The sequence below is a fragment of the Streptomyces sp. NPDC015532 genome (assembly GCF_043078065.1).
Lineage (GTDB): Bacteria > Actinomycetota > Actinomycetes > Streptomycetales > Streptomycetaceae > Streptomyces.
Map to the genome: position 1 here is coordinate 106,615 of NZ_JBIBSY010000021.1, position 21,512 is coordinate 128,126.

The following is a 21,512-nucleotide window of genomic DNA, read 5'->3' on the forward strand; positions in this document are numbered from 1 at the left end:
CGGCCGGGTGGAGTGAAGCCGGATTTCCGGGGCATACGCCGAACGTCGAAGAGGCGAACGCGGGACGGATCGTATGGGTCAGCAGGTGAGAGAAGCGGAACAGCAGGAACAGCGGGGTGCGCTCATCGAGGCCTCAGTCGCGTACGACGGTGACTCCGCGTGCATCGCCGAGGCGCGGGCGTTCACCCGCGACTTCCTGACGCGGGTGCAGGCGGTCGCCGGACTGCCCGTCTCCGGACGGGTGATGGGCATGGTCCCTCTCGTCGTCAGCGAGCTGGTGACCAACGCGGTCAAGTACGCGGGCGGACCGTGCCTGTTGTCGCTGGAGGTCGGCCAGGGCGCCGTCCGGGCGACCGTGTGGGACTCCGACCCGACCCTTCCGGTGGCCCGCGCGGCGGACGCCGGCCGCGTCGGTCAGCACGGGCTGGAGATCGTCATGGCCGTGTGCCACGCCTTCGAGGCGCACCGGGAACCCGTCGGCAAACGGATCACCGCCGTGGTGACGTTGGCCGACACGCCGGACAGTGACATGAGCCGCTCCGCCACCTGACACCGGTCCCCCGCCCCCGGTGCGACGGCGGGGGCACGACAGCGCGCGGGAAGTCCCCTCGGACGGCCGCCCGGCGTCGCCGGGGCGCCCCGCCGGTCCTCGGCACGCCCCTGACGAGCCGAAACGAAATCGTGTCGCGTCACCACGGCTGCCTTACGGGACAATGGTGAGTTCGCGGGGTCCCCTTCGGCAGGAAACGGGTGGTTAACACAGTGCGTCAGGCAGGTGTACTGGACGTCGGGTGCCACAGCGTTCTGCTCACCGTGGCGCGGCGCCGCGCCGGGGTCGCGATGGAGGAGGTGCTGTCCCGAAAGGTGCGGCTCCAGTTGCACGAGACACTGGACGCCACGGGACGGCTGGACAAATCGGGCGTACGAAGCGTGCAGCGGGCGGTGGCCGAGACGCTCGCCGAGAGCCGGGGGGCCCTGCCGGAGGTGTACGCGTTCGCCACGTCGGTGATTCGCGACGCGCCCAATCGCGACGAGGTCCTCGCCCAGGTGGCCAGCGCCACGGGCACCCGGCTGCGGGTGATGACCGGCGAGGAGGAGGCCCGTCTGGCCTACGTGGCCGCACGCCACTGGGCGGAAGAACGGACCGGCTCCCTGCTGGTGCTCGACATCGGCGGCGGGACCGTGGAGGTCGCGTCCGGGTCGTCCAGGCAGCCCCGGACGACCCATTCCCTGCCGCTGGGTGCCCGAACGGTCACCCGCGCCTGGAAGCTGGACGAGGCCGTGTCCTCGAAGCGGCGGCTCGCCGAGGTGCGCGACCACCTCAGCGACCGACTCGCCGAGGTGGCCGACCTGCCGCGCGCCGACCCGGACGGGCGCGTGCTCGCCTGCTCCAAGACCTTCACCCAGCTCGCCCGCTACACCACCGCCGGCCGCGACCGCTCCCGGACCCCGCAGCGGCTGACACTCGACGAGGTACGGGCCGCGGTGGGCGTTCTCGCCAAGAACGGGTCCGCGGGCCGCGGCCGCCTGCCCGGCATCTCACGTCACCGGGCCGGACAGTCCCTGGCCGGGGCGCTCGTCGCGGAAGCCCTGATGGAGGCCTGCCGGGCCACGAGTGTGGAGGTCTCTCCCTGGTCCACCCGGGAGGGCCTGCTCCTGGAACGCCTCGGCGCGCTGCGCGCCAAGGGCTCCACCCCGCGCTGACGCGGACCGGCCGCGGGCCGCTCGGTCCGCCGGACGCTCCCTACCCCCGTACCGAGCCGGGATTCGCCAACCACGGGCACACCGCCCCGTGTTCGGGTCCCGCGCGGCCGGCGGGCGGCTCGTGGCGTCCACTCGCGAGGGGGCGTGGCACGCGGAGGCCGGGAACAAACCGGTACCACTCGACGCTGACCTGAACAGGCCGGCAGATGCCGGAGCGCGGAGTTCCACCGAGGGCGGTGGACCCACCGGCGGTTCTGCTCGTGGAAAGGCGTGAGAGCGATGACGGCGTCCGGACAGCGGCGGCTACGCGCGGCCGGGGCGGGCGAGTTGCCCCTGGTGACCTCGTGCGGCCGCAGGATCCTCGTGAAGGAGCTGCGGCTGGCCACGCCGGGCCGGCCGATCGGCCGGGTGACGCTGGACGTGGGTCCTGACCAGGGCGACGAGCACGGGGTGTGGGCCTCGCTCACCCCCGCCGAGGCACGTGAACTGGCCCGTCGCCTCCTCGCGCACGCCGCCGAGGTGGAGCCGGCGGGGCCGCCCGACCATGAAGCGCCCCGGGCCCATGACATGCGGCTCACCACACCCCGCGGCACGACGGGGGCCACCACGGCCCTCGGCCCAGGACACCGCTCCGCCTGAGCGCCGTCCGGGCACGCGGGAAGCGTGGGCGAGGCCCAAGGCAGCGATGGGAGGCGGGTGGACCGGCTGGTCCACCCGCCTCCCATCCGTCATGTCGCCACCTTCGCACCGCCATGTGAGGCGTCTTCCTTGACGGCCCCCGACACCGGGTCGACGAAGCCGGCACCGTTCAGCCACCTCCGGACCACAGGACCGATCACCGCCGTCCGCGACTTCTCGGCGCGCGCGAGCGGGTCGGCGACGAGCATGTCCGCGCGGTACGCGGCCTCCTGAGTGGTCGTCACGTCCCCGGGAAGATCTCGCGCGCCGAAACAGCGGTTTCCGGCGAGTCGCGCGAAACCCCTTGCGCAATGGTCAAGAATCGTTGACCATTGCTGCATGCCTACCGATGATCTCCCCGAGACGTTTCACGTCACGACGGACGAACAACTGCGCGCCGTCTCCAATCTCACGCGTCACCGGATCATGGCCGTGCTCCGCTTCGAGCCCGCGACGATCACGCAGATCGCCGCGCGGGTGGGCCTTGCGAAGGGAAGCTCCAGCTATCACGTGCGGCTGCTGGAGCGGGCCGGCCTGGTCAAGGTGGTCCGGACACGGAAGGTCCGGGGCGTCACCGAGCGGTACTACGCCATGGCCGCCGGGTCGATCGCGCTGCCGGACCCGGGCGAGGGAGGGCCGGATGTGCTGATGCGCCACGCGGTGGCGGACCTGGAGGCGTCGCCGGCGGATGGCGAGCGGCACGTGCGGATGGCGCATCTGCGGCTCACCGACGAGCAGTTCGCGGAGCTGGGGGCGCGGCTGGGGGCACTGGCGGACGAGTACCGGAAGCTGTCCGATCCGTCGCTGCCGGACTCCTCACTCGTCTTCGCACTCTTCCACCCGGCACAGGGCGAGCAGACCAAGGGGGGCACCAAGTGACTTCAGAGATACGGAAGTTGCCGACCGGGTTCGGACGGCTGTGGACCGCGCAGACGGTGTCCTCGCTCGGTGACGGGGTGTCGCACGCCGCGCTGCCGCTGATCGCGTTGACGTTGACGCGCGATCCGATGGCGCTCGCCGTCGTCACGGCCGCGGGGACGCTGCCGTGGCTGCTCTTCGGGGTGCTCGGCGGTGCGCTGGTGGACCGCTGGGACCGCCGGCGCACGATGTGGGTCGCGGACACGGCCCGTGCGGTGCTGCTCGCGATACCCGCCGCGGCGGCCGCGCTCGACACGCTGAGCATTCCCCTGCTCGCGGCCGTCGCCTTCCTGCTCGGCATCGGCGGACTCTTCTTCGACACGGCCGCCACCGCCTATCTGCCGGATCTGCTCAGCCGCGACCCCGCACTCCTGGAGCGCGCCAACTCCCGCTTGCGTGGCGCCCAGACCGCCATGTCCGGCTTCGCGGGGCCGCCGGCGGGCAGTGCGCTGCTCGCGCTCGGACGGGCGGTTCCGCTGCTCACCGACGCGGTGTCCTTCCTGCTCTCCGCCCTGCTCGTCCGTACGCTGCCCGCCATGCCCCGGCCCGTGCCGGAGGTCCGCGAGTCGCTGCTTCGCCAGGCGCGTGCCGGGGCCTCGTACGTCTTCCGGGACCGGGTGCTGCTCGGGCTCGCGCTCCGCCCGGCGGTCGGGAACATCTCCTTCCTCGCCGTGGAGACCGTCCTCGCCCTCTTCGCGCACGACCGCCTCGGCATCGACACCTACGGTTTCGGTCTGCTCCTCACGGCGGAGGCCACCGGCGGTCTTCTCGGCGCGGGCATCGCCTCCTTCCTCGGCCGACGACTGGGCACCGGCACCGCGCTGACCTGCACGGCCGCCGTCGAAGGGCTGGCCATCCTGGGCCTGGCCGCTGCCCCGAACCCGTACGTGGCCGGCCTCGCGCTCGCCGTCTGCGGAGCCGGCATGGGCGCCACGATGGTGCTCGCGCCCTCCCTCCGGCAGGCGATCGTCCCCGCCCACCTCATGGGCCGGGTCGCCTCCACCTCCCGCATGCTGGCCATGTGCGCCGCCCCCGTCGGCGCCTTCCTCGGCGGCTGGCTGGCCACCACCTACGACATCCGCACCCCGCTCTACGCCGCCGCCGGCCTCCTCCTGGCGATGACGGCCGTCACGGCATCCATGACCAGCAACCGCCGGGTCGAAGCGGCACTGCGCGCCGCCGCCCCGGCCGACGGTCCCGATCACCCGGCGTCCGAGGACGCCGCCCAGGAGACTGCCGCCGACGTGTCGTGACCCCTGCCGCGAAGGCGTCAAGGGTGACGCCGGCCGGCCGCCGGGAAGGTCCACCTGGCGCGCCCCGGGCGTGACGCGCGACGCGCGCGGGTGCCGGTGCTCCCCCCCGAACAGGGGGGAGCACCGGCACCCGCTTTCCTGTCAGCCCGCGACGTTCAGGATCACGGGAACTGAGTGATCTTGGACGGGACGGTGTCCGACCCCGACGTGGGTGCGCCGGTGTTGTTGACGACGTGGGCGTACTGACCCTTGCCGCCCAGGGAGATCACCAGGATGTCGTGCATCTTGACCCCGGTCTTCACCGGGACCTGGAAGCCGTGCGCCTGGACGATGGACGAATCCGTGGTGAAGTTGCAGTAGCTTCCCAGCCCCCATGCCTCGTGCACGGACACGGAGTCGGCGACCTTGTAGGCCGCGTATCCGACGATGCCGTCATGGGTGATGGCGGCGGCGTTGGGCACGTCGTACGCCTTCTCGTTCTGGAAGAAGATCGTGCGTCCGTTCTCGCCGTTCCACAGCACGTCGTACTTGTTGAAGTGCTCGACGAACAGGCCGGTCGCCAGGACGTCGTCACCGTTGACCACGAGGCCGTAGTCGGCGCGGTTGGTGTCCCAGCCGACCCCTTCGCCGTGGTCGGCTCTCCAGAGCCAGGTGTGGTCGATCACGACGTCGTCGCTGTTGACCACGACCGAGTTGGTGGCGAGGCCGGGGCCCGCGCCGCCGATCCGCACGAACACGTCCTGCATGGTGGTCGGGTTGGCGGAGTGGTCGGCAGAGGCGCCCGACGGGCCGATCTGCAGCAGGGTGTCGGACTTGGAGCGGCCCGCGTCGATGAGGAATCCGGCGAGCTTGACGCCGTCCACGTCCGCCACGTGCATCGCGTCGATGCCGTTGTCCGGCACGATGGTCGCCAGCCCGAGACCGAGGACGACGGTGTTCGCCCGGGTCACGTTGATCGTCTGGTCGAGGTGGTAGACACCCGGGGTGAACAGCAGGTTGAGGCCCTGGGCGAGCGCCGCGTTGATGGTCTGCGCGGTCGCGCCGGCCTTGACGACGTAGAACTGGTCGAGCGGGATCGACGTACCGGCCGTGTTGGGCCACGAGACGCCGCGGGCGTTGGTGCGCTTGGAGGGCACGAACACCTTGTAGGTGCTGCCGTCCAGGTAGAGGTAGGGCTTCTCGCGGGAGACCGGGGTGGTGTCCAGGGTGGTGTACGGGCCGGAGTCGAAGTTCGTCGCCGGTGCTCCCTGGACGCCCGTGAAGGTCATGTTCCAGACACCGTTGGTCCAGCCGCCGACGGAGCTGTCACGGGTGTACCACTGCTGCTGGGAGTACGGGCCGACCGTACCGTCGATCTTGGAGTCGGCGATGTAGCCGCCGGAGGCCCAGCCGTAGCCGTTCGGGGCGAGGTTGAGACCGCCCTGGACGTGGATGCGGCGGAAGGGCGCGGCCTGGGCCACGGCCCAGCGGTCCGTGCCGTTGACCGGGGTGATCGACAGGTTCTCCGCCGAACGCCAGAAGTTCTGGGTGGCGTTGCCGTTGAACCAGCCCGCGTCCACGGTGATGTCGCCGTTGATGTGGGTGTCGTCGGGATTCAGGCCGAGGCCCGAGATCGAGGTGTAGAAGCCGACTTGGGCGTTGATGCCGTTGTACGTGCCCGGCTTCATCAGGAACTGGTAGCGGGCGGAACCGAACTGGTTCGACTCCTGCTGGGCGAAGACCTGGTCGAACTTGCCCTGCAGATCGGGCGTCGAGGGGTCCACGACGATGACGTTGGGCCCGAGGTCTCCGCCGCCCTGCACGGGCGGGACGCTGGTCCCTGTGCCGGTGTGCACGGCGACCTCCCACAGCGAGTACCCGTACGCGGTGCCCCGGGTCGTCCCGTAGATCCGTACGTAGCGGCCCTTGCCGGAGACGTCGTAGGAGGCGGTGCCGCCCGTGCCGTCGGTGACGGACTTCAGGACGGTCCAGTTCTGGCCGTCCGTGGAGGACTGGATCTGGAAGGCCCTGCCGTACGCCGCCTCCCAGTTGAGGTCGACCCGGCACAGGTCGCTGGAGGAACCGAGGTCGACCTGGACCCACTGCGGGTCGGAGAAGGCGCTGGACCAGCGCGTCGCGGTGTTGCCGTCGAAGGCCGCCGAGGCGGCGCCGGCCGCGTTCTCGGTGGAGGAGGCGGTTGCCGCCTTGCCCTGCGCCGCGTTGGCGGTGTCGCAGGTCGTCGGGGTGCTGGTGCCGCCGGTGCCGAAGACCTGGAACTCCCAGAGGGAGTAGCCGTACGGGGTCGCGCGGTGGACTCCGGTCATCCGGACGTAGCGGCCCTGGCCGGAGACGTCGAGGGTGTCGGTGCCCCCGTCACCGCCGGTCACCGTCTTGATGTCGGTCCAGGTGCTGCCGTCCGGCGACGTCTGGATACGGTAGTCGCTGCCGTACGCGGCCTCCCAGTTGAGGACGACCTTGGTGATCGTGCCCGAGGCACCGAGGTCGACCTGGAGCCACTGGGCGTCCGTGGCGGCCGAGGACCACCGGGTGGCGGTGTCGCCGTCGACGGCGTAGGCGGCGGGAGTGCCCCCGTTCTCGTCCGACGAGGACGTGGCCGTCTTGCCCTGGGACAGCGGGAGATCGGCCGCGGCGGCCGGTCTCTGCAAGGGCAGGGTGACGAGCGCGGCCATAGCGGCCAGCGCGACACCCAGGGTTCTGATTTTCATGCCGTGACTCCATGCGGGTGGGGTGACGAGCGGAGCGGACACAGTGGATCGGGAGCTGTGGACACAGCTCTGCCATGTGGGCGGGATCGATGTGAACTGGCCTTACGGCCCTCTTAGTTCACGATTTGATTTAAGTAATGAACCATCAGAGTGGCAAGTCCCGTGACACGGGTTTCTTCAACTCGTGTGCGCTGGGCCCCTGTTGATGGGCCACTTCACGGGGTTTGACCTGGATGGGCGTCGACGCGGACGGCCGGGAGACCGCCCTGATCCGTCAAGCCTTGAAGGCGCGGAGCACGCGGAGAGCGCACAGAAACCGAGGCGAAACACGGTCGGGGACGGCAAAAGGCCGAGTGCCCGGGGGCGTCCGCCGTCACAACGGCGCGACACCCCCGGGCACTCGGCCGGGAGAACTCGCCCGTCCGGACCGCGAGGCGATCCGGACGGGCGCGGGTCAGTCGGGGATCAGGGGGTGATCCTCCACTCCTGGATGTATCCCACGTCGATCGACGCGAGGTCGCGGACGCGCAGCTTCCAGGTGCCGTCGACCGGCTGCGCGGAGGCGTCCACCGTGAACGTCTGGTCCACGTTGTCGGCCGAGCCCCCGCTGCGGTTCAGCAGCGAGTAGACGGTGCCGTCGGGGCCGACCAGATCGACCGTCAGGTCACCGCGGTAGGTGTGCACGATGGTGACGTGGACCTCGGTGGTCGCCGAGGCGTTGCCGGGCCGGCCCGTGATCGTGATGGGCGACTCGACCGCCGGGCCGACGTCGGGGATGTCGACCCGGGTGCCGTTGGCGTAGACGTACGCGATCCGCCAGTGGAAGGCCACCGACACGGCCGCGCCGGTGCTGTCGGTCACCGTGACCGTCGTGTCGCTGGTCCCTGGCGTGACGGGGATCCCGGTGATCAGTCCGGTGTCTCCGATGGACAGGCCCTCCGGCAGTCCGGTGGCCGTGTAGGCGAGGCTCGCGTCGGTGTTGGTGGTGTACGCGTTCACCTGAAGGGACACGTCCTGGCCGACCCCCGAGGTCTGGTCGGCGACCGGGGAGACGTTGACGCCCAGGGCGATGCGGTCACCGACGTTGATGCCCGCCCAGGCGTCGGCGACCGCGAGATAGGTGGGGCTGTAGGCCCCGAAGAGATCGCCCGCGGCACGCAGGGTCGCGGTCCTGGCACCGGCGTAGTCGGTCGTGGACGTCATGTAGGTCGTCAGCGCGCGGTACCAGATCGCGGCGGCGTTCTCGATGCCGATGCCCGCCACCGGAAGGCCGTCATGGGTCGGGCTGTCGTACGACACCCCGTTGACGGTCTTGGCACCGCTCCCCTCGGAGAGCAGGTAGAAGAAGTGGTTCGCGGGTCCCGAGGAGTAGTGGACGTCGATGCCGCCCAGCGAGGAGTCCCAGTAGTCGCGGGAGGAACCGTCTCTGGAGGGCTTGTCCATGTAGCGCAGCGGCGCGCCGGTGCCGCGGATGTCGATCTTCTCGCCGACCAGGTAGTCGGGCACGTCGGCCGCGAGGTTCGAATGGAACTCCACGGCTGCGGCGAAGATGTCCGACGTCGCCTCGTTGAGACCGCCGGACTCTCCCGAGTAGGTGAGGTTGGCGGTGGCCGCGGTCACGCCGTGGCTCATCTCGTGGGCGGCGACGTCCAGGGCCGTCAGGGGGTGCGTGTTGCTCGCGCCGTCGCCGTAGGTCATGCAGAAGCAGCTGTCCTGCCAGAAGGCGTTGACGTAATTGTTGCCGTAGTGGGCCCGGCTGTAGGCGGCGACCCCGTCGTTGCGGATCCCGTTGCGGCCGAAGACGTCCTTGTAGTAGTCCCAGGTCGCGGCCGCTCCGTAGGCGACGTCGACGCCGGCGGTCTGCCGGTCGCTCTGGGCGCCGCTGCCCCAGACATCGTTGTCGTCCGTGAACAGGGTCCCGGTGCCGGAGGTTCCCTGGTTGAGGTCATAGGTGCGATGGCCGGCACGGTCGCCGTCGACCAGTTGGTACGACGATCCGGACAGGGTCGTGGAGAGCGGGACCGTCCCGGCGTACTGGCCCGTCCCCGTGCCCGTGTCGACCCCCTGGTACCGGGAGGCGACCTTGCCGGAGGCGGCGTCGGTGATGACGTGCAGTTCGCTCGGTGTGCCGTCGCGCTGGACGCCGTCGATCACCGATTCCCAGGCCAGGACCGGGCGGGTGCCGGCGGCCCAGACGACGAGCCGGGGTGCCCCGTCGACGCCCGCCCGCCGGACGGCCGCCGCACGTCCCACCGCGAGGGCTCTGGCCCCGGCGTCACCGGCGGAGATCCTGGGCCTGAGGCTCGGCACGGTGACGGCGGCCCGGTGCGCCTCGGACACGGTGCTCCGGCCGCTCCGCACGTGCTCGACCAGATCACCGCCGAGCACCGGCAGTCCCGCGTAGGTGCGCTCGTATCGCGTATGGGTCGTGCCGTCCGCGTCCTGGGCGACGTCCTTGACGACGAGTCGCTCCCGGGCACCGAGGCCGAGCCGCTTCGCGGTGGCGCCCGCCTCGATTCCCGCGCTCTTGACCAGCGCGGCGTGCCGGGCGGGCGACAGCGGAACCTGGCGGGCGCCGGACCTGGGCTCGGCGACGATCCGGGCGGGAACCGGGTTCCCGGAGGCCGCGATCCCGGTGACGGATCCGGCGGGAACGAGGTCCGCCGGGGCGGCGGAGGCGGGCCGGACGGCGAGGGCCAGTAACGAGCTCGCGGCGGTGAGAGCGAGGACGGTTACGCGTCTGCGCCGACGGACGGAAGGGGGTTGCCGGTTCAAGGTCATCTCCATCTGCGAGGGGGGTTACCCGGGCGGGCCGACCGCCGGGTACGGCCGGTCCGTGGTGAGCCGGGCGGGGAGCAGCGCCGCAGTGACTGCCGCACGAAGGCGCTCGCGGAGTCGGCGGCGCGTGAATCGTCGGGGTGCGGGTGCGCTGGAAGGGGGCGATGTGGAGGGGATGAGCCGGAGGGGATGAGCCGGAGGGGATGAGCCGGAGGGGATGAGCCGGAGGGGATGAGGGCACCAGCGTGGGCACGTAGCGTGCCTGGTCGACAGCAGAGTGACATCGACCCGATGACCTTGTCATGGAGCGGACAAGACTTCGGCTTGAACTTGCCATTACCTACTGCGAGTTCATGCGCCCGTCACATCTTTTCGGCCGCTGTGCGATGCCTGTGAGCATGGCCGACCGCACAGCCTTCCAGCGGCCGGTGTCCCGCGCATGTGCCTCAGGGCCGGCTCACGTGGGTGTGTTCGTGCGGCGTCCCGGAAGGGCGGCGCGGTGGCCGGGGCTCATGATCGCGCAGCCAGTCGTGGACAGCGAGGGCCAGGGCGCACAGGATGGCCACGATCCCGGAGCCCACGGCGATGGCCAGGGCGGAGCGGAAGTCGTGCCGTCCGGTGCCGAGCACCATGTAGAAGAGTCCCGGCAGCGCCGCCGTGCCGACCGCGCCGCCCAGCCGCTGGGCCGTCTGCAGGGCGCCGCCGGCCGCGCCCGCCATCCGCACCGGTACGTCCCGGAGCGTCATCGTGACGTTCGGCGAGATGACGCAGCCGCTGCCCAGGCCGCCGAGGAACAGGGCCGGAGCCGAGTACCACACGGCCGGATCCCCGGGAGCCAGGCGCAGGATCAGCACCGCACCGCCCAGCCCCAGGGCGACGGCGACGAGACCGCACACGGTCAGGAGCCGGCCCAGCCGCTCGACGAGCCGTCCGGCCACCACGGCCGCCGCGGCCGAGCCGATGGCGAAGGGGGTCACCGCGAGCCCGGAGCGCAGCGGGGAGAAGCCCGCGCCGTTCTGGAAGTACAGCGCGAACACCAGCCACACTCCGCTGAACCCCACGAAGTACAGGGCGGCGATGGCCGCTCCGGCCGCGTAGCCTCGCGTGCTCGTCACCAGGCGCGGATCGAGCAGCGGCTGCCCGCCGACCGCTGTCAGGCGCCGCTCCCACCAGGCGAACACCGCGAGAAGGCCCGCCCCCGCCGGGAAGAGCCACCACAGCCTTCGTACGCCACCGGACTCGGCCAGGATCAGGGGAAGCATCAGGGCGAGCACCCCGCAGCCGAGCAGCAGGACGCCCCGCAGATCGAGGCGTTCCCGGCGACGCGGAGCGACCTTGGGCAGCAGCCGCAGACCCAGCAGGAAGGCGACGGCTCCGACCGGCACGTTCACGTAGAAGATCCAGCGCCAGCCCTGGGGCCCGTCGGCGAGCATCAGGATCAGGCCGCCGATGACCGGGCCCACCGCGCTGGAGATGCCGACGGTGGCACCGAAGAGCCCGAACGCCCGCCCCCGCTCGGCTCCCCGGAACAGTTGCTGGATGAAGGCGGAATTCTGCGGTGCCAGGCATCCCGCGGCCACGCCCTGGGCCAGTCGCGCCACGACGAGGAGCGTGATCGTCGGCGCGGCGCCGGCCGCGGCGCTGCACAGGACGAAGGCGGCGAGGGCGAGCAGGAAGATCCGCCGCCGGCCGATCGCGTCGCCCAGGCGTCCGGCCGTCACGAGAACCAGCGCGAAGGTGAGGGCGTAACCGGAGACGACCCATTGGATCGACGGGGCGGAGGCGTGCAGGGCGCGCTGCATGGAGGGCAGGGCGACGGCGACGATGGTGACGTCGAGCAGGCTCATGAACCCGGCGGTCAGGGTGACCCACAGGGCGCGCCACCGCCGCGGATCGGCTCCCCCGGCCGGACCTTGCCCGCGGCCCCCTCGTCCGTCCGTCTGCGCGTCCAGTTCCACGCCGGGGACTCCTCTCCGTCACCCCCACCATCTTCGGCCCGCGGGGGCGAGGGGCAACACGAGGTCGGGCGGTCGCCATGAGCGTCGGACCCTCGCCGGGGTGGGGGACGCGGTGGGGATCGAAGACGGTGGGCGCGGCACGGGCCGATCCTGGCCGACGCGCCCCCGGCTGAGGACGGTGGGCGCGGTTCGGACCGATCATGGGTGGGCGCGGCACGACAGGTCAGCGCGGCCCGGGTCGATGACGGTGGGCACGGTTCGGGCCGATCGGCGGGTGGGCGCGGCACGACGGGTGGGCGCGGCACGGATCGAGGACCGCGGGCGGGCACGGGCCGGCGACGGGGCGGGGGTCGCTGTGGTCGCCGGGGCCGGGGCGTCTGCCGCGGTCGCCGGGCCTACGGGTCGCTCCGGGGCGACTGAACGTCTCGGGCTCTCGGCGGGGTCATGACCGTGCCGGACGCGCGCATGCCCGTGGGGCCCGTTCCTCGGAACGGGCCCCACGTGGTCGGCCTGGCGGCCGCGCCGACTCCCCTGGACCTGAGACCTGAGCTGCCGGCCCTCGCAGATGGTCGGGCGGTCAGCGCTCTCCGCCCTGTCAGCCCTTGAAGACGTCCTTCGTCTTCTCCTTGGCCTGCCGCGCGTCGCCCTTGGCCTTCTCGGCCTGGCCCTCGGCGGTCATCCGCTCGTTGCCCACGGCGCGCCCGGCCGCTTCCTTCGTCTTGCCCTTGGCCTGTTCCATCTTGGCCTTGGCCTTCTGCTCGCCACTCACGATGTCTCACTTCCCATCACGATCGGCTTCGAGTGTCGAAGCATCGAGTGACCCGTCCCGCGGGTGCCAAACACGGAGATCGAGAATCATTCGCCCCGCCGTCGGTGACTCTCTGTGATCGCATGGGGTTCCGGCATGCCGGAACCGGTGTGCTGGGTGAGCCTGGAGACATGGGCCGATGACACTCCGATCCGTCCGGAGGTCGCGCCCATCTTGGGCAGCCAGAGCGAGGACGACGTCATGAGTGATGAGGTCTACCAGCCGGGAGGTCCCGACATACGCGAGGACGAAGGCATCCTCGACCCGGAGGACACCCTGGAATACGGGGGCTCGGACCCCTTCGACGACGGGTGGTCGCCGCCCGAGCGCCCGCTCGCGGTGGACCATCTGGGCACCACGGCGCGTGAACAGCGCGAGGGGGAGAGCCTGGACGAGAAACTGGCCGAGGAACGGACGGATCCGGCCCTGCGGGACCCCGGCGAGGACGACGGCGGGGACGAACTGGCGGCCGACGAGGACCGGCGCCTGGACGACGAGGTGAGCACGGATCCCGCGGAAAGGATCCTCGCCCTCGATGTGGGCGCCCACGAGGACGCCGAGCACGACATGATCGAGGAGGACGTCGATGCCGACGGCGGCTCCGACCCCGCCGAGCAGGAGGCCGTTCACCTGATCCCGGACGACGACATGCCCGAGCGCCTGGTGGACGAGGGCCAGCGCCGTCCTCCGGAGGACGAAATCCGCCGGCTGCGCTCCGCGACGGACTCCACCTCCTGAGGCTCATCCGCGACGGCGCGGCCCTGAACGGGGAAGTGACGGCCGGTCAGTCCTCACCCCTGACGATGTTCCAGTCGGGGGCGGTCCGGTCCTGGCGGGCCGACGCGCCGGCGGTCGCCGGAAGGCAGGTCCTCGGGCCGGTCTGCCGCCGGCGACGTGCCTTCGCCCATCCCGTCTCCGGCCGCTGGGTGGTCCTGGTGCCGATGTCGGCAGTCATGGCTCCTTCTCGTCCTCTCTCTGTTCGGTCCCGGCTTCCGCCGCGTCCGGCCCCATCGGGTCCGGTCCTTCTTCTGGCTCCGGGCTCTCGGCATCGGGTCCCCCTCAGCGGCGCGGGGAAACGGGCCGGGCGCGACGAAGGTGGCCGACGGGCGGAGGGCGGGCCGGTTTGCGGTACCGCCCGCCAGGTCACACGGTGAGAAAGGGATGAGCGACCCGCCGCGCCGCGGTACGGCGCACACCCACAGGACGGTGGCGATGATGTTCCAGGGCAACGCGAAGGCCAAGCAGATCAAGGGCAAGGTGAAGGAGTCCGTCGGGAAGGCGCTGGGCGACACGTCGGTCCAGAGGGCGGGTCGGCGTGAGCAACTGCAGGGCAAGGCACAGGAGATGACGGAGAAGGCCACGGCGCGGGTGCGCCAGTGGACCAAGCACTGACCATGGCCCTACAGCATCCCGCCGACCGCGGTGGCGACGAACGCGGCGGATTCGAGCGCTTCGCCGAGTCCGGGTCGAGGTTCACCAGCTCGCCCGTCTTCTTCGCGTTCTGCATCGGGCTGGTCGCCCTGACCGTCGCCGTCCACATCGCCGGCCTCGCCGGGGAATGGCTCCTTCTCGCCGGCGACGCGATGACCGCGGTGACGCTGCTGCTCCTGGCACTGCTGAAGAACTCCGAGCTACGGTCCGAGCGGGCGATCCAGCGCAAGCTGGACGCCATCGCCTCGGCAATGCTGGAGGCGCAGGAAGGCGCCTCCAGCAAGGCGCATGAGGAACTCAGGAGGGTGATCCGCATGGAGGACGAGACCTGACGGGCTCCGGTTTCCTCGCTTCCTCGCTTCCTCGTTCCTCGTGGGTCCGGCCTTCTCACGCTCCTTGCCGGCCAGGGCTCTGCCTCCGGCGTCCGGACGTGCTCTTGGCCGCCCTGGACGAAGATCTCTTCGCGGTGGCCTTCTTCACGGGGGACCTCTTGGCCACCGTCTTCTTGGCGGCGGTCTTCTTCGCCGCCGTCTTCTTCGCCGCCGTCTTCCTCACCGGGGGCGGTGGCGTCCTGGCGGCCGTCTTCTTCGCCGGGGCGGTCTTCTCGGCCGGGGCCGTGGCCGCGAGGGCCTGGAGGCCGGCGTTGATCAGTTCGTCCCGTACCTGCTCCTGGAACTCCGCGACGCCCGGGACGTCCGAGAGCCGCTTCAGCCCTTCCGTGGCCAACTGCTGCGGATCGAGCCCGAATCGGCGCCCGGCGATATAGGTGGCCACGGCGAACGTGAGGCGCCCCTTCTTCAACCGTCCGAGGACATAGCCGCCGGCTACAGCCGCGGCCAGGGCAATCTTGGTTGTCGCCTTCATGAACCTTTTCCCTTCGGACCACGCAGCCCCGCCTCTCCCGGGCCCACCCGCTCCACAGCGCGGCTGCGGGGAAAGCCGTCTTCACCTGACCCAACAAGTACCCCTATATGATGAAAATGCATGCTCGCGTCGGAGTGCGAACCGTCCGGGGAGTGACGGGCACGGACAGCGACGGACAAGGAGGACGAGCCGGAGACGCAAGCGAGCCGAGGGGAGAAGAGGAGGAGACGGTGGAGCGACGACGGCGGCCGGCCCGGAGCTCCTCCCGGCGGGAGATAAGCGCGTCTCGCGCGGAGGAGTGAGCCATGGCCGTATACATCTACTCGATCACGTTCAAGGACCATCCGCTGCGCCTCGACGGTCTCGACGGAGTCGGCGCTCCGCCCTCCCCACTGCGCACGGTGACCGCGGGCCCGCTCTGCGCGGTCGTGAGTGACGCGCCGGAGGAACTGCCCCCCGGCCTCGGCGACATCGGCCGGCACCAGGAGATCCAGCAGCGTCTGCTGGCGGACGGCACCGTGCTGCCCCTCAGGTTCGGCCACACCGCCCCGGACGAGGAAGCGGTCAGGGCGGTGCTGGAGGAGCGCGGCGACGAATACGCCGAACGTCTGCGCCAGTTGGAGGGCTGCGCCGAGTACAACCTGAAGGCGTCGCAGGACGAGGAGATGCTGCTGCGGGAGATCCTCGCGCAGTCGGAGACGGCCCGGCGGCTCAACGACGACATCCGCGACGGCACGGCAGCCCCCGACGCGGCCGTGCGGCTCGGCGAGTTGGTCGCCAACGAGGTGCGGGCCCGCCAGGAGGCACTGGCCTCGGGCGTGATCGAGGCGCTCCGCCCGTTCGCCCGGGAGATCGACTCCTCTCCGCCCACCGGAACGGACTTCCTCAGCGTCTCGTTCCTGGTGAGCGACGAACAGGACGAGCTCTTCCTCACCACGGAACTGAGTCTCGCGCACCAGATGGGCGAGGGATTCGAATTCCGGCTCAACGGCCCGCTCCCTCCGTACAGCTTCAGCTGAACCGTCCCGACTCCCCCTGGACAGGCACCGGTTCGACTCCGACGGCGACATCACACGGCGTCATCCTGGGAGTGACGGGCGGTGGGGGCGGCCGGATTCGCCCCCACCGACGAGGGGCTACACGCCTGCCACGCGTGGCTCCCGCACCACCGCGATCTCGCCGGGATCGACCCTCACCGAGCCCGACAGGGCTTTGCCGGTGAGGAGTTCGGTGGCGCCCGGCGGGACGGGGATCTCCGCACCCCGGCCCGCGTGGTCGATGAGGAACACGTAGTCGGCGTCCCGGCCGCGCCGGCGGACCCTCTCCACTCCCGGTGGTGTGTCACCGCCGTCGGTGACGCCCGCCCCGGAGCGGATGCGGTCCAGCAGGGCGGTGAGCGTGTCCGGGTCGGGGAGGGTCGCCACGTACCAGGCGGTGCCCTGTCCGTGGGCGTTCCTCGTCACCGCCGGGACACCCGCCAGGGGGCCCTCCGTGTACGTGGCGACCGCCTCGGCGCCGTTCAGGCGCAGCCGTTCCGACCACAGGGTGGCGGTGGCGCCCGGGGGCACCCGGCCGGTCAGGCCGGCCGACTCGCCGGGGAGCAGGGGGAAGAGTTCGTCGCCGCGGATGCCGAGGATCTCCCGGAACGCTCCCGGGTAACCGCCCAGGCGGATGTGACAGTTCTCGTCGACGGCGCCGCTGTGGAAGCCGACCGCGAGGGTGCCGCCGCGCTCGACGTGGCCGGCCAGGTTCGCCGCGCCCGCCTCGTCCACCAGGTAGAGGCTCGGGGCGAGCACCAGGCGGTAGGCCGAGAGGTCCGCGTCCGGGCGTACGAAGTCGACGGCCGTGCCGGATCGCCACAGCGGCTCGTACCAGGCACGGACCAGATCCTTGTACCGGAGGTCGCCGCTGGGCTGGGAGGGCAGCTCCAGTGCCCAACGGGCGTTCCAGTCCGAGACGATGGCGACCTCGGCCGTGCCGGTGCTGCCGCGTACCTCGGCCAGGGCCCTGAGGTCGGCGCCGAGGCGGACGACGTCCTGCCAGATGCGGCTGTCCGTGCCCGCGTGCGGGAGCATCGCCGAGTGCCATTGTTCGGCGCCCGCCCTCGCGGCCCGCCACTGGAAGTAGGCGATGCCGTCGGCGCCGTGGGCCACGTGGGCCAGGGCGTTGCGGCGCATCTCCCCCGGTTTTTTGGCCCTGTTGACGGGCTGCCAGTTCACGGCGCCGGTGGAGTGCTCCATGAGCAGCCAGGGTCCGCCGGCCAGTGACCGTGTCAGGTCGCCGCAGAGGGCGACGTCGATCTCGGAGGCCGGGTCGGTGGACATGAGGTAGTGGTCGTTGGAGACGACGTCGAGTTCCGGGGCCCACCTCCAGTAGTCGAGCGCGTCGAAGGTGTCCATCACCATGAAGTTGGTGGTGGCCGGTGTCGACGGGGCCGCCGCGCGCAGGACGTCCCGCTCCGCCGTGTACAGCGACAGGAGTTCGTCGGAGCAGAAGCGGCGCCAGTCGAGCTGGTGCGTGGGGTTGGGGACGGCGCCGGTGGCGCGGGGCGGCAGGATCTCCTCCCAGTCGTAGTACCACTGGCTCCAGAACGTCGTGCCCCAGGCGTGGTTGAGGGCCGCCAGGTCGTCGTCGTAGCGGGTGCGCAGCCAGTGGCGGAAGGAGCGGGCGCTGGTGTCGCAGTAGCAGGCCGCGTTGTGGCAGCCGTACTCGTTGTGGATGTGCCACATCACCACGGCGGGGTGGGCGGCGTAGCGCTCGGCGAGGGCTGCCGTGACGCGCAGGGCGACCTCGCGGTAGGCGGGGCTGCTCGGGCAGAACGTCTGTCTGCTGCCGTAGGCCAGCGGACGGCCGTCGCGGTCGACCGGGAGCGCTTCGGGGTGTGCCCGGAAGAACCAGGCGGGCGGAGCGGCGGTGGGGGTGGCCAGGTCGGCGGCGATGCCGTTCTCGTGGAGGAGGTCCAGGAGCCGGTCCATGCGGGTGAAGTCGTACCGGCCCTCGGAGGGTTCCATGAGGGCCCACGAGAAGATGCCGACGCTGACCATGGTGACGCCGGCCTCGCGCATCAGACGCATGTCCTCGGCCCAGATCTCCTCGGGCCACTGCTCGGGGTTGTAGTCGCCGCCGTAGACGATGCCGGGGACGGACAGGGGGCGTTCGGGGGTCATGCGGTCCCTCCCGAGGACAGCAGGCGGCGGGTGGTGGCCACGCCCCAGGCGTCGAGGGACAGCAGTCGGTCGCTGGAGACCATCAGGCCGTCGGTGGCCTCGACATGGGCCGCCCAGCGTTCGCGGGTCTCGACGGCGGGCCGGGCCATCAGGCAGTCGGGGTCGTTGGTCCACAGGCGCCGGTGCTGCCATTGGCGGCCGGCGCCGGTGAACTCGGCCGCGTCCTGGCCGGGTTGGCTGTAGTCGTCGGCCTCGGGCCGCCGGTGCGGTGCCGTGTCGGGGCTGACCCGCATCGCGTCGAACAGGCCGATGGACGGGAGGACCGGGGCGCCGCAGCCGAGGAGGTAGGCGTCGGGGCCGATGGCTTCGCGGATCAGGGCGATTCCGGCGCGGTAGGCGGTCAGCGCGTCGGCTCCGGAGTGCCGTACGCCGTCCAGGGCGCCCGCGTAGAGGAAGTCGGTCTTGAAGTAGTCGTATCCCTCGGCGCGCAGCGTGCCGAAGACGTCGGTCAGGTAGGCCCCGGCCTCGGGGTGCGTGGCGTCGAGGGTGTACAGGTCGTGGTTCCAGTTGTGGCCCGCGTGCAGGGGTGCGCCCGCCGGGTCGCGGACCAGCCAGTCGGGGTGCCGGCCGGCGAGTTCGCTGTGCGGTGCCACGAGGAACGGCGCGGTCCAGATTCCCGCGCGCCGGCCGCGCGCGCGGATGGCGTCGGCGAGGGCCGTTCGGGAGCGGAAGCGGCCGGAGAGGGTGAGCCAGTCGCCGAGTGCGCTCTGGTAGCCGTCGTCGATCTGGACGACGTCGACGGGGAGGTCGAGGGTGTCCATGGCGCGGAGGTTCTCGTGGATGTCGTCCTCGGTGACGGCGGTGAAGTACTCGTACCAGGAGCACCACACCGTGGGTGCCGGCCGTGGCGCGGGGGTCGCGAGGGCGTCGGCCCAGGCGGCGAGCGCGCCCTGGACTCCGTCGGGTCCGGAGTGGGACGACTCCGTGACCGGGCCGTCGGCGCTGATCTCGGCCCGGCCGTCGTGGACGGTCAGCCGGATCGAGGGGACCGAGACGGCCGGGTCGGGCGCCGCCCACAGCCGGACCGGGGAGCCGTCGCCGGGGTCCAGCGCGAGCAGTCCCTCGCCCTGGAAGCCGGCGGGCGCCGCGGTGCGGCCCGGCCGGTAGCAGACGGTCGCCCAGTTGGCGTTCGTCGGGCGGTGCGGAGCGTCGTCGAGGGCGTAGGAGCCACTGGGGCTCCAGGACTGCCAGCCCTCCTCGTGGACCCGTGCGGTGCGCGGGTCCACGGGTACGGAGGCTACGGGGGTGAAGGCTTGGGACACGTCGGTCTCTTTCACGTGAAGCCGCCTGAGTCTTTCGGGTGGTGTCGTCTCAGCTCTTGTTGGCGCCGAGGGTCAGACCGCTGACGAACTGCCGCTGGAGCGCGAAGTACACGACGAGTGTGGGAATCGCGGTGAGCAGAGCGCCGGCGGCGACCAGGTTGGGGTCCGTGAAGAACTGGCCGGAGAGGTTGTTCAGGGCCGAGGTGATGGGCATGTTCTCGCCGGTCGAGATCAGGACGAGGGCCCAGAAGAAGTCGTTGTAGATCCAGATCGACAGCAGGGTCCCGAGGGCCGCCATCGCGGGCTTGCACAGCGGCAGGGTGATCTGCCAGTACAGCCGCCACACCGAGGCTCCGTCCACGAGCGCGGCCTCGGTCAGCTCGTCCGGCAGGGAGCGCATGTAGTTGCTCAGGACGAACGCGCAGAACCCGGACTGGAAGGCCACGTGGATCAGCACCAGGCCGAGGGCGGAGTCGTACAGCTTGCCGCTCTCCGTGATGCCGGGCAGGTCGGTCAGCAGGTACATCCGGTACAGCGGGGTGATGATGACCTGCTGCGGAAGCAGGTTGCCCGCGGTGAAGACCAGCAGCAGCGCGAGGTTGAGACGGAAGTCGAAGCGGCTGACGTAGAAGGCGACCATCGACGACAGGAACAGCGTGAGCAGCACGGCCGGCACCGCGATCAGCAGCGTGTTGACGAAGTAGTGCGTCATGTCCGACTGTTCGAACGCGTTCGTGAAGTTGTCGAGGTTCAGGGTGTCCGGCCAGGACACATAGCCCTTGTCGCTGGTCTCGCCGTACGGGCGCAGGGCCGAGAAGACCGCCCACAGCAGCGGGGCGAGCCAGGCCAGGGCGGTACCGGCGAGGAAGACGTGCAGCAGCACGCGGGCGGGGCGGACGGGCGCGCGCTGCTTGCGCGCGCCCGCCGCGAGGGTGGGGGCGCTCACGGTCGCCGCTCCTTCCGGAAGGTGGCCACCAGATACGGGACGATCACGACGAGCGAGATGACCAGCAGGACCACGGCGATCGCCGAGCCGTAACCGATGCGGCTCGACTCGCCGATGATGTTGTTGGTCACCAGGATGGAGAGCAACTCGGTCCCCTGGGCACCCTTGTTGAAGACGAAGACCAGGTCGAAGGCGCGCAGGGCCTCGATGATGGTGACGACCAGCACGACCGTGTTGGTGGGGCGCAGCGTGGGGAAGATGACGTTCTTGAACGTCTGCCACTCGTTGGCGCCGTCCAGCGCGGAGGCCTCCCTGAGGGAGGGATCGACGCCCTTGAGGCCGGCCAGGTACAGGATCATCATGTAGCCGGTGTGCCGCCAGGAGGCCGCGACGAGGACGGCCCACAGGTTGAGGTCGGGGTCGCCGATCCAGTCGATGTAGTGGCCGGGCTCGTTGGCGCCGATGAGGCTGTTGATGAGGCCCGTGTCCGGGTTGTAGACGAGTTGCCAGACGAAGCCGATGCACGCCATCGAGATGACGACCGGCAGGAAGAACGCGGTCTGGTAGACGCGGCTGAAGCGGATCCTCTTGTCGAGCTGGACGGCGAGGAAGAGGCCGAAGGGCGTCGGGATCAGGATGAGGACGACGAACCAGATGATGTTGTGCTGGACGGCGGGCCAGAACTGCGGGTTGTCGTTGAAGAGTTGCCTGAAGTTCTGGAGGCCGACCCACCGGATCGAGTCGAACCGGATGCCGTCCCAGGTGGTGAAGGCGAGGGCGATGGAGGCGAGGGCGGTGACCCAGACCAGGGCCACGTGCAGGACCGTGGGCACGCCCGCCATGAGGGCGAGCGTGAACCGGTCACGGCGGGTCAGCAGGCGGCGCTTGCCGCGTGGGGCCCGCTTCGGCGCGGAGGCAGTGCCCGGAGGCGGCGTGCCGGCCGCCTCCGGGGACTTCGTCGTGGTGTCGGTGGTCATGAT

The 21,512-nt window shown here is 71.0% G+C and carries 20 protein-coding genes; 9 read left to right on the forward strand and 11 right to left on the reverse strand.

Annotation, left to right across the window (positions count from 1 at the left end; translation table 11 throughout):
- Window positions 1-73 precede the first annotated feature (73 nt).
- From ACF07B_RS38970 to ACF07B_RS38980, 3 genes are all read left to right on the forward strand, one after another.
- A complete protein-coding gene (locus tag ACF07B_RS38970) occupies window positions 74-550 on the forward strand; it encodes an ATP-binding protein (RefSeq protein ID WP_369483200.1) in 477 nt (158 codons plus the stop codon).
- 212 nt (window positions 551-762) lie between these two features.
- Entirely contained in the window at window positions 763-1,704 is a 942-nt protein-coding gene (locus ACF07B_RS38975; protein WP_384242652.1) for a Ppx/GppA phosphatase family protein, read from the forward strand.
- 279 nt (window positions 1,705-1,983) lie between these two features.
- On the forward strand, window positions 1,984-2,343 hold the full coding sequence (locus tag ACF07B_RS38980; RefSeq protein ID WP_392182395.1) for a hypothetical protein: 360 nt from the start codon (window positions 1,984-1,986) through the stop codon (window positions 2,341-2,343).
- An 89-nt stretch (window positions 2,344-2,432) separates the two neighbouring features.
- Here ACF07B_RS38980 and ACF07B_RS38985 read toward each other — a convergent pair whose 3' ends face one another.
- On the reverse strand, window positions 2,433-2,627 hold the full coding sequence (locus tag ACF07B_RS38985) for a hypothetical protein (RefSeq protein WP_392182396.1): 195 nt from the start codon (window positions 2,625-2,627) through the stop codon (window positions 2,433-2,435).
- Window positions 2,628-2,721: 94 nt separating this feature from the next.
- On the opposite strand from ACF07B_RS38985, the gene ACF07B_RS38990 reads away from it, so the two are divergent.
- Window positions 2,722-3,261, forward strand: coding sequence for a helix-turn-helix domain-containing protein (locus tag ACF07B_RS38990; protein WP_369483203.1), 540 nt, complete (start codon window positions 2,722-2,724; stop codon window positions 3,259-3,261).
- A complete protein-coding gene (locus ACF07B_RS38995) occupies window positions 3,258-4,553 on the forward strand; it encodes an MFS transporter (RefSeq protein ID WP_369483204.1) in 1,296 nt (431 codons plus the stop codon). The genes ACF07B_RS38990 and ACF07B_RS38995 overlap by 4 nt, the downstream gene beginning before the upstream one ends.
- A 161-nt stretch (window positions 4,554-4,714) precedes the next feature.
- Here ACF07B_RS38995 and ACF07B_RS39000 read toward each other — a convergent pair whose 3' ends face one another.
- The 4 genes from ACF07B_RS39000 to ACF07B_RS39015 all read right to left on the reverse strand — a co-directional run bounded on the left by ACF07B_RS39000 (window position 4,715) and on the right by ACF07B_RS39015 (window position 12,763).
- A complete protein-coding gene (locus ACF07B_RS39000; protein ID WP_392182397.1) occupies window positions 4,715-7,258 on the reverse strand; it encodes a discoidin domain-containing protein in 2,544 nt (847 codons plus the stop codon).
- A gap of 465 nt (window positions 7,259-7,723) precedes the next feature.
- Window positions 7,724-10,039 carry a M4 family metallopeptidase gene (locus ACF07B_RS39005; RefSeq protein WP_392182398.1) on the reverse strand — a complete coding sequence of 772 codons (2,316 nt, stop codon included), beginning with the start codon at window positions 10,037-10,039 and terminating at the stop codon, window positions 7,724-7,726.
- A 443-nt stretch (window positions 10,040-10,482) separates the two neighbouring features.
- Window positions 10,483-11,994, reverse strand: coding sequence for an MFS transporter (locus tag ACF07B_RS39010; protein WP_392182399.1), 1,512 nt, complete (start codon window positions 11,992-11,994; stop codon window positions 10,483-10,485).
- 595 nt (window positions 11,995-12,589) lie between these two features.
- A complete protein-coding gene (locus ACF07B_RS39015) occupies window positions 12,590-12,763 on the reverse strand; it encodes a CsbD family protein (protein ID WP_326783820.1) in 174 nt (57 codons plus the stop codon).
- 240 nt (window positions 12,764-13,003) lie between these two features.
- On the opposite strand from ACF07B_RS39015, the gene ACF07B_RS39020 reads away from it, so the two are divergent.
- Window positions 13,004-13,540: a hypothetical protein gene (locus ACF07B_RS39020; protein WP_392182400.1), complete on the forward strand. Its 537-nt coding sequence runs from the start codon at window positions 13,004-13,006 to the stop codon at window positions 13,538-13,540.
- Between the two features lie 46 nt (window positions 13,541-13,586).
- Here ACF07B_RS39020 and ACF07B_RS39025 read toward each other — a convergent pair whose 3' ends face one another.
- The gene (locus ACF07B_RS39025) at window positions 13,587-13,757 is read right to left on the reverse strand and encodes a hypothetical protein (RefSeq protein WP_369483251.1); all 171 of its coding nucleotides are present in this window, start codon (window positions 13,755-13,757) and stop codon (window positions 13,587-13,589) included.
- Window positions 13,758-13,963: 206 nt separating this feature from the next.
- On the opposite strand from ACF07B_RS39025, the gene ACF07B_RS39030 reads away from it, so the two are divergent.
- Both ACF07B_RS39030 and ACF07B_RS39035 read left to right on the forward strand, forming a co-directional pair.
- Window positions 13,964-14,194: a CsbD family protein gene (locus ACF07B_RS39030; RefSeq protein ID WP_392182401.1), complete on the forward strand. Its 231-nt coding sequence runs from the start codon at window positions 13,964-13,966 to the stop codon at window positions 14,192-14,194.
- Window positions 14,195-14,196: 2 nt separating this feature from the next.
- Window positions 14,197-14,565, forward strand: a complete 369-nt coding sequence (locus ACF07B_RS39035; RefSeq protein ID WP_392182402.1) for a low affinity iron permease family protein — start codon at window positions 14,197-14,199, stop codon at window positions 14,563-14,565.
- Between the two features lie 55 nt (window positions 14,566-14,620).
- On the opposite strand, the gene ACF07B_RS39040 is transcribed toward ACF07B_RS39035, so the two are convergent.
- On the reverse strand, window positions 14,621-15,097 hold the full coding sequence (locus ACF07B_RS39040; protein ID WP_392182403.1) for a hypothetical protein: 477 nt from the start codon (window positions 15,095-15,097) through the stop codon (window positions 14,621-14,623).
- A 305-nt stretch (window positions 15,098-15,402) separates the two neighbouring features.
- On the opposite strand from ACF07B_RS39040, the gene ACF07B_RS39045 reads away from it, so the two are divergent.
- Window positions 15,403-16,116: a GvpL/GvpF family gas vesicle protein gene (locus ACF07B_RS39045; RefSeq protein WP_392182404.1), complete on the forward strand. Its 714-nt coding sequence runs from the start codon at window positions 15,403-15,405 to the stop codon at window positions 16,114-16,116.
- A 117-nt stretch (window positions 16,117-16,233) separates the two neighbouring features.
- Here the strand turns inward: ACF07B_RS39045 and ACF07B_RS39050 are convergent, their stop codons facing one another.
- From ACF07B_RS39050 to ACF07B_RS39065, 4 genes are read right to left on the reverse strand one after another with little or no spacing between them, the layout of a single operon-like run.
- Window positions 16,234-18,264 carry a beta-galactosidase gene (locus tag ACF07B_RS39050; protein WP_392182405.1) on the reverse strand — a complete coding sequence of 677 codons (2,031 nt, stop codon included), beginning with the start codon at window positions 18,262-18,264 and terminating at the stop codon, window positions 16,234-16,236.
- A complete protein-coding gene (locus ACF07B_RS39055; RefSeq protein ID WP_392182406.1) occupies window positions 18,261-19,586 on the reverse strand; it encodes a glycoside hydrolase family 36 protein in 1,326 nt (441 codons plus the stop codon). Before ACF07B_RS39055 ends, ACF07B_RS39050 begins: the two co-directional genes overlap by 4 nt.
- A gap of 49 nt (window positions 19,587-19,635) precedes the next feature.
- On the reverse strand, window positions 19,636-20,532 hold the full coding sequence (locus tag ACF07B_RS39060) for a carbohydrate ABC transporter permease (protein ID WP_384235210.1): 897 nt from the start codon (window positions 20,530-20,532) through the stop codon (window positions 19,636-19,638).
- Window positions 20,529-21,509: a carbohydrate ABC transporter permease gene (locus ACF07B_RS39065; protein WP_392182407.1), complete on the reverse strand. Its 981-nt coding sequence runs from the start codon at window positions 21,507-21,509 to the stop codon at window positions 20,529-20,531. The genes ACF07B_RS39060 and ACF07B_RS39065 overlap by 4 nt, the downstream gene beginning before the upstream one ends.
- Between the last annotated feature and the right edge of the window lie 3 nt (window positions 21,510-21,512).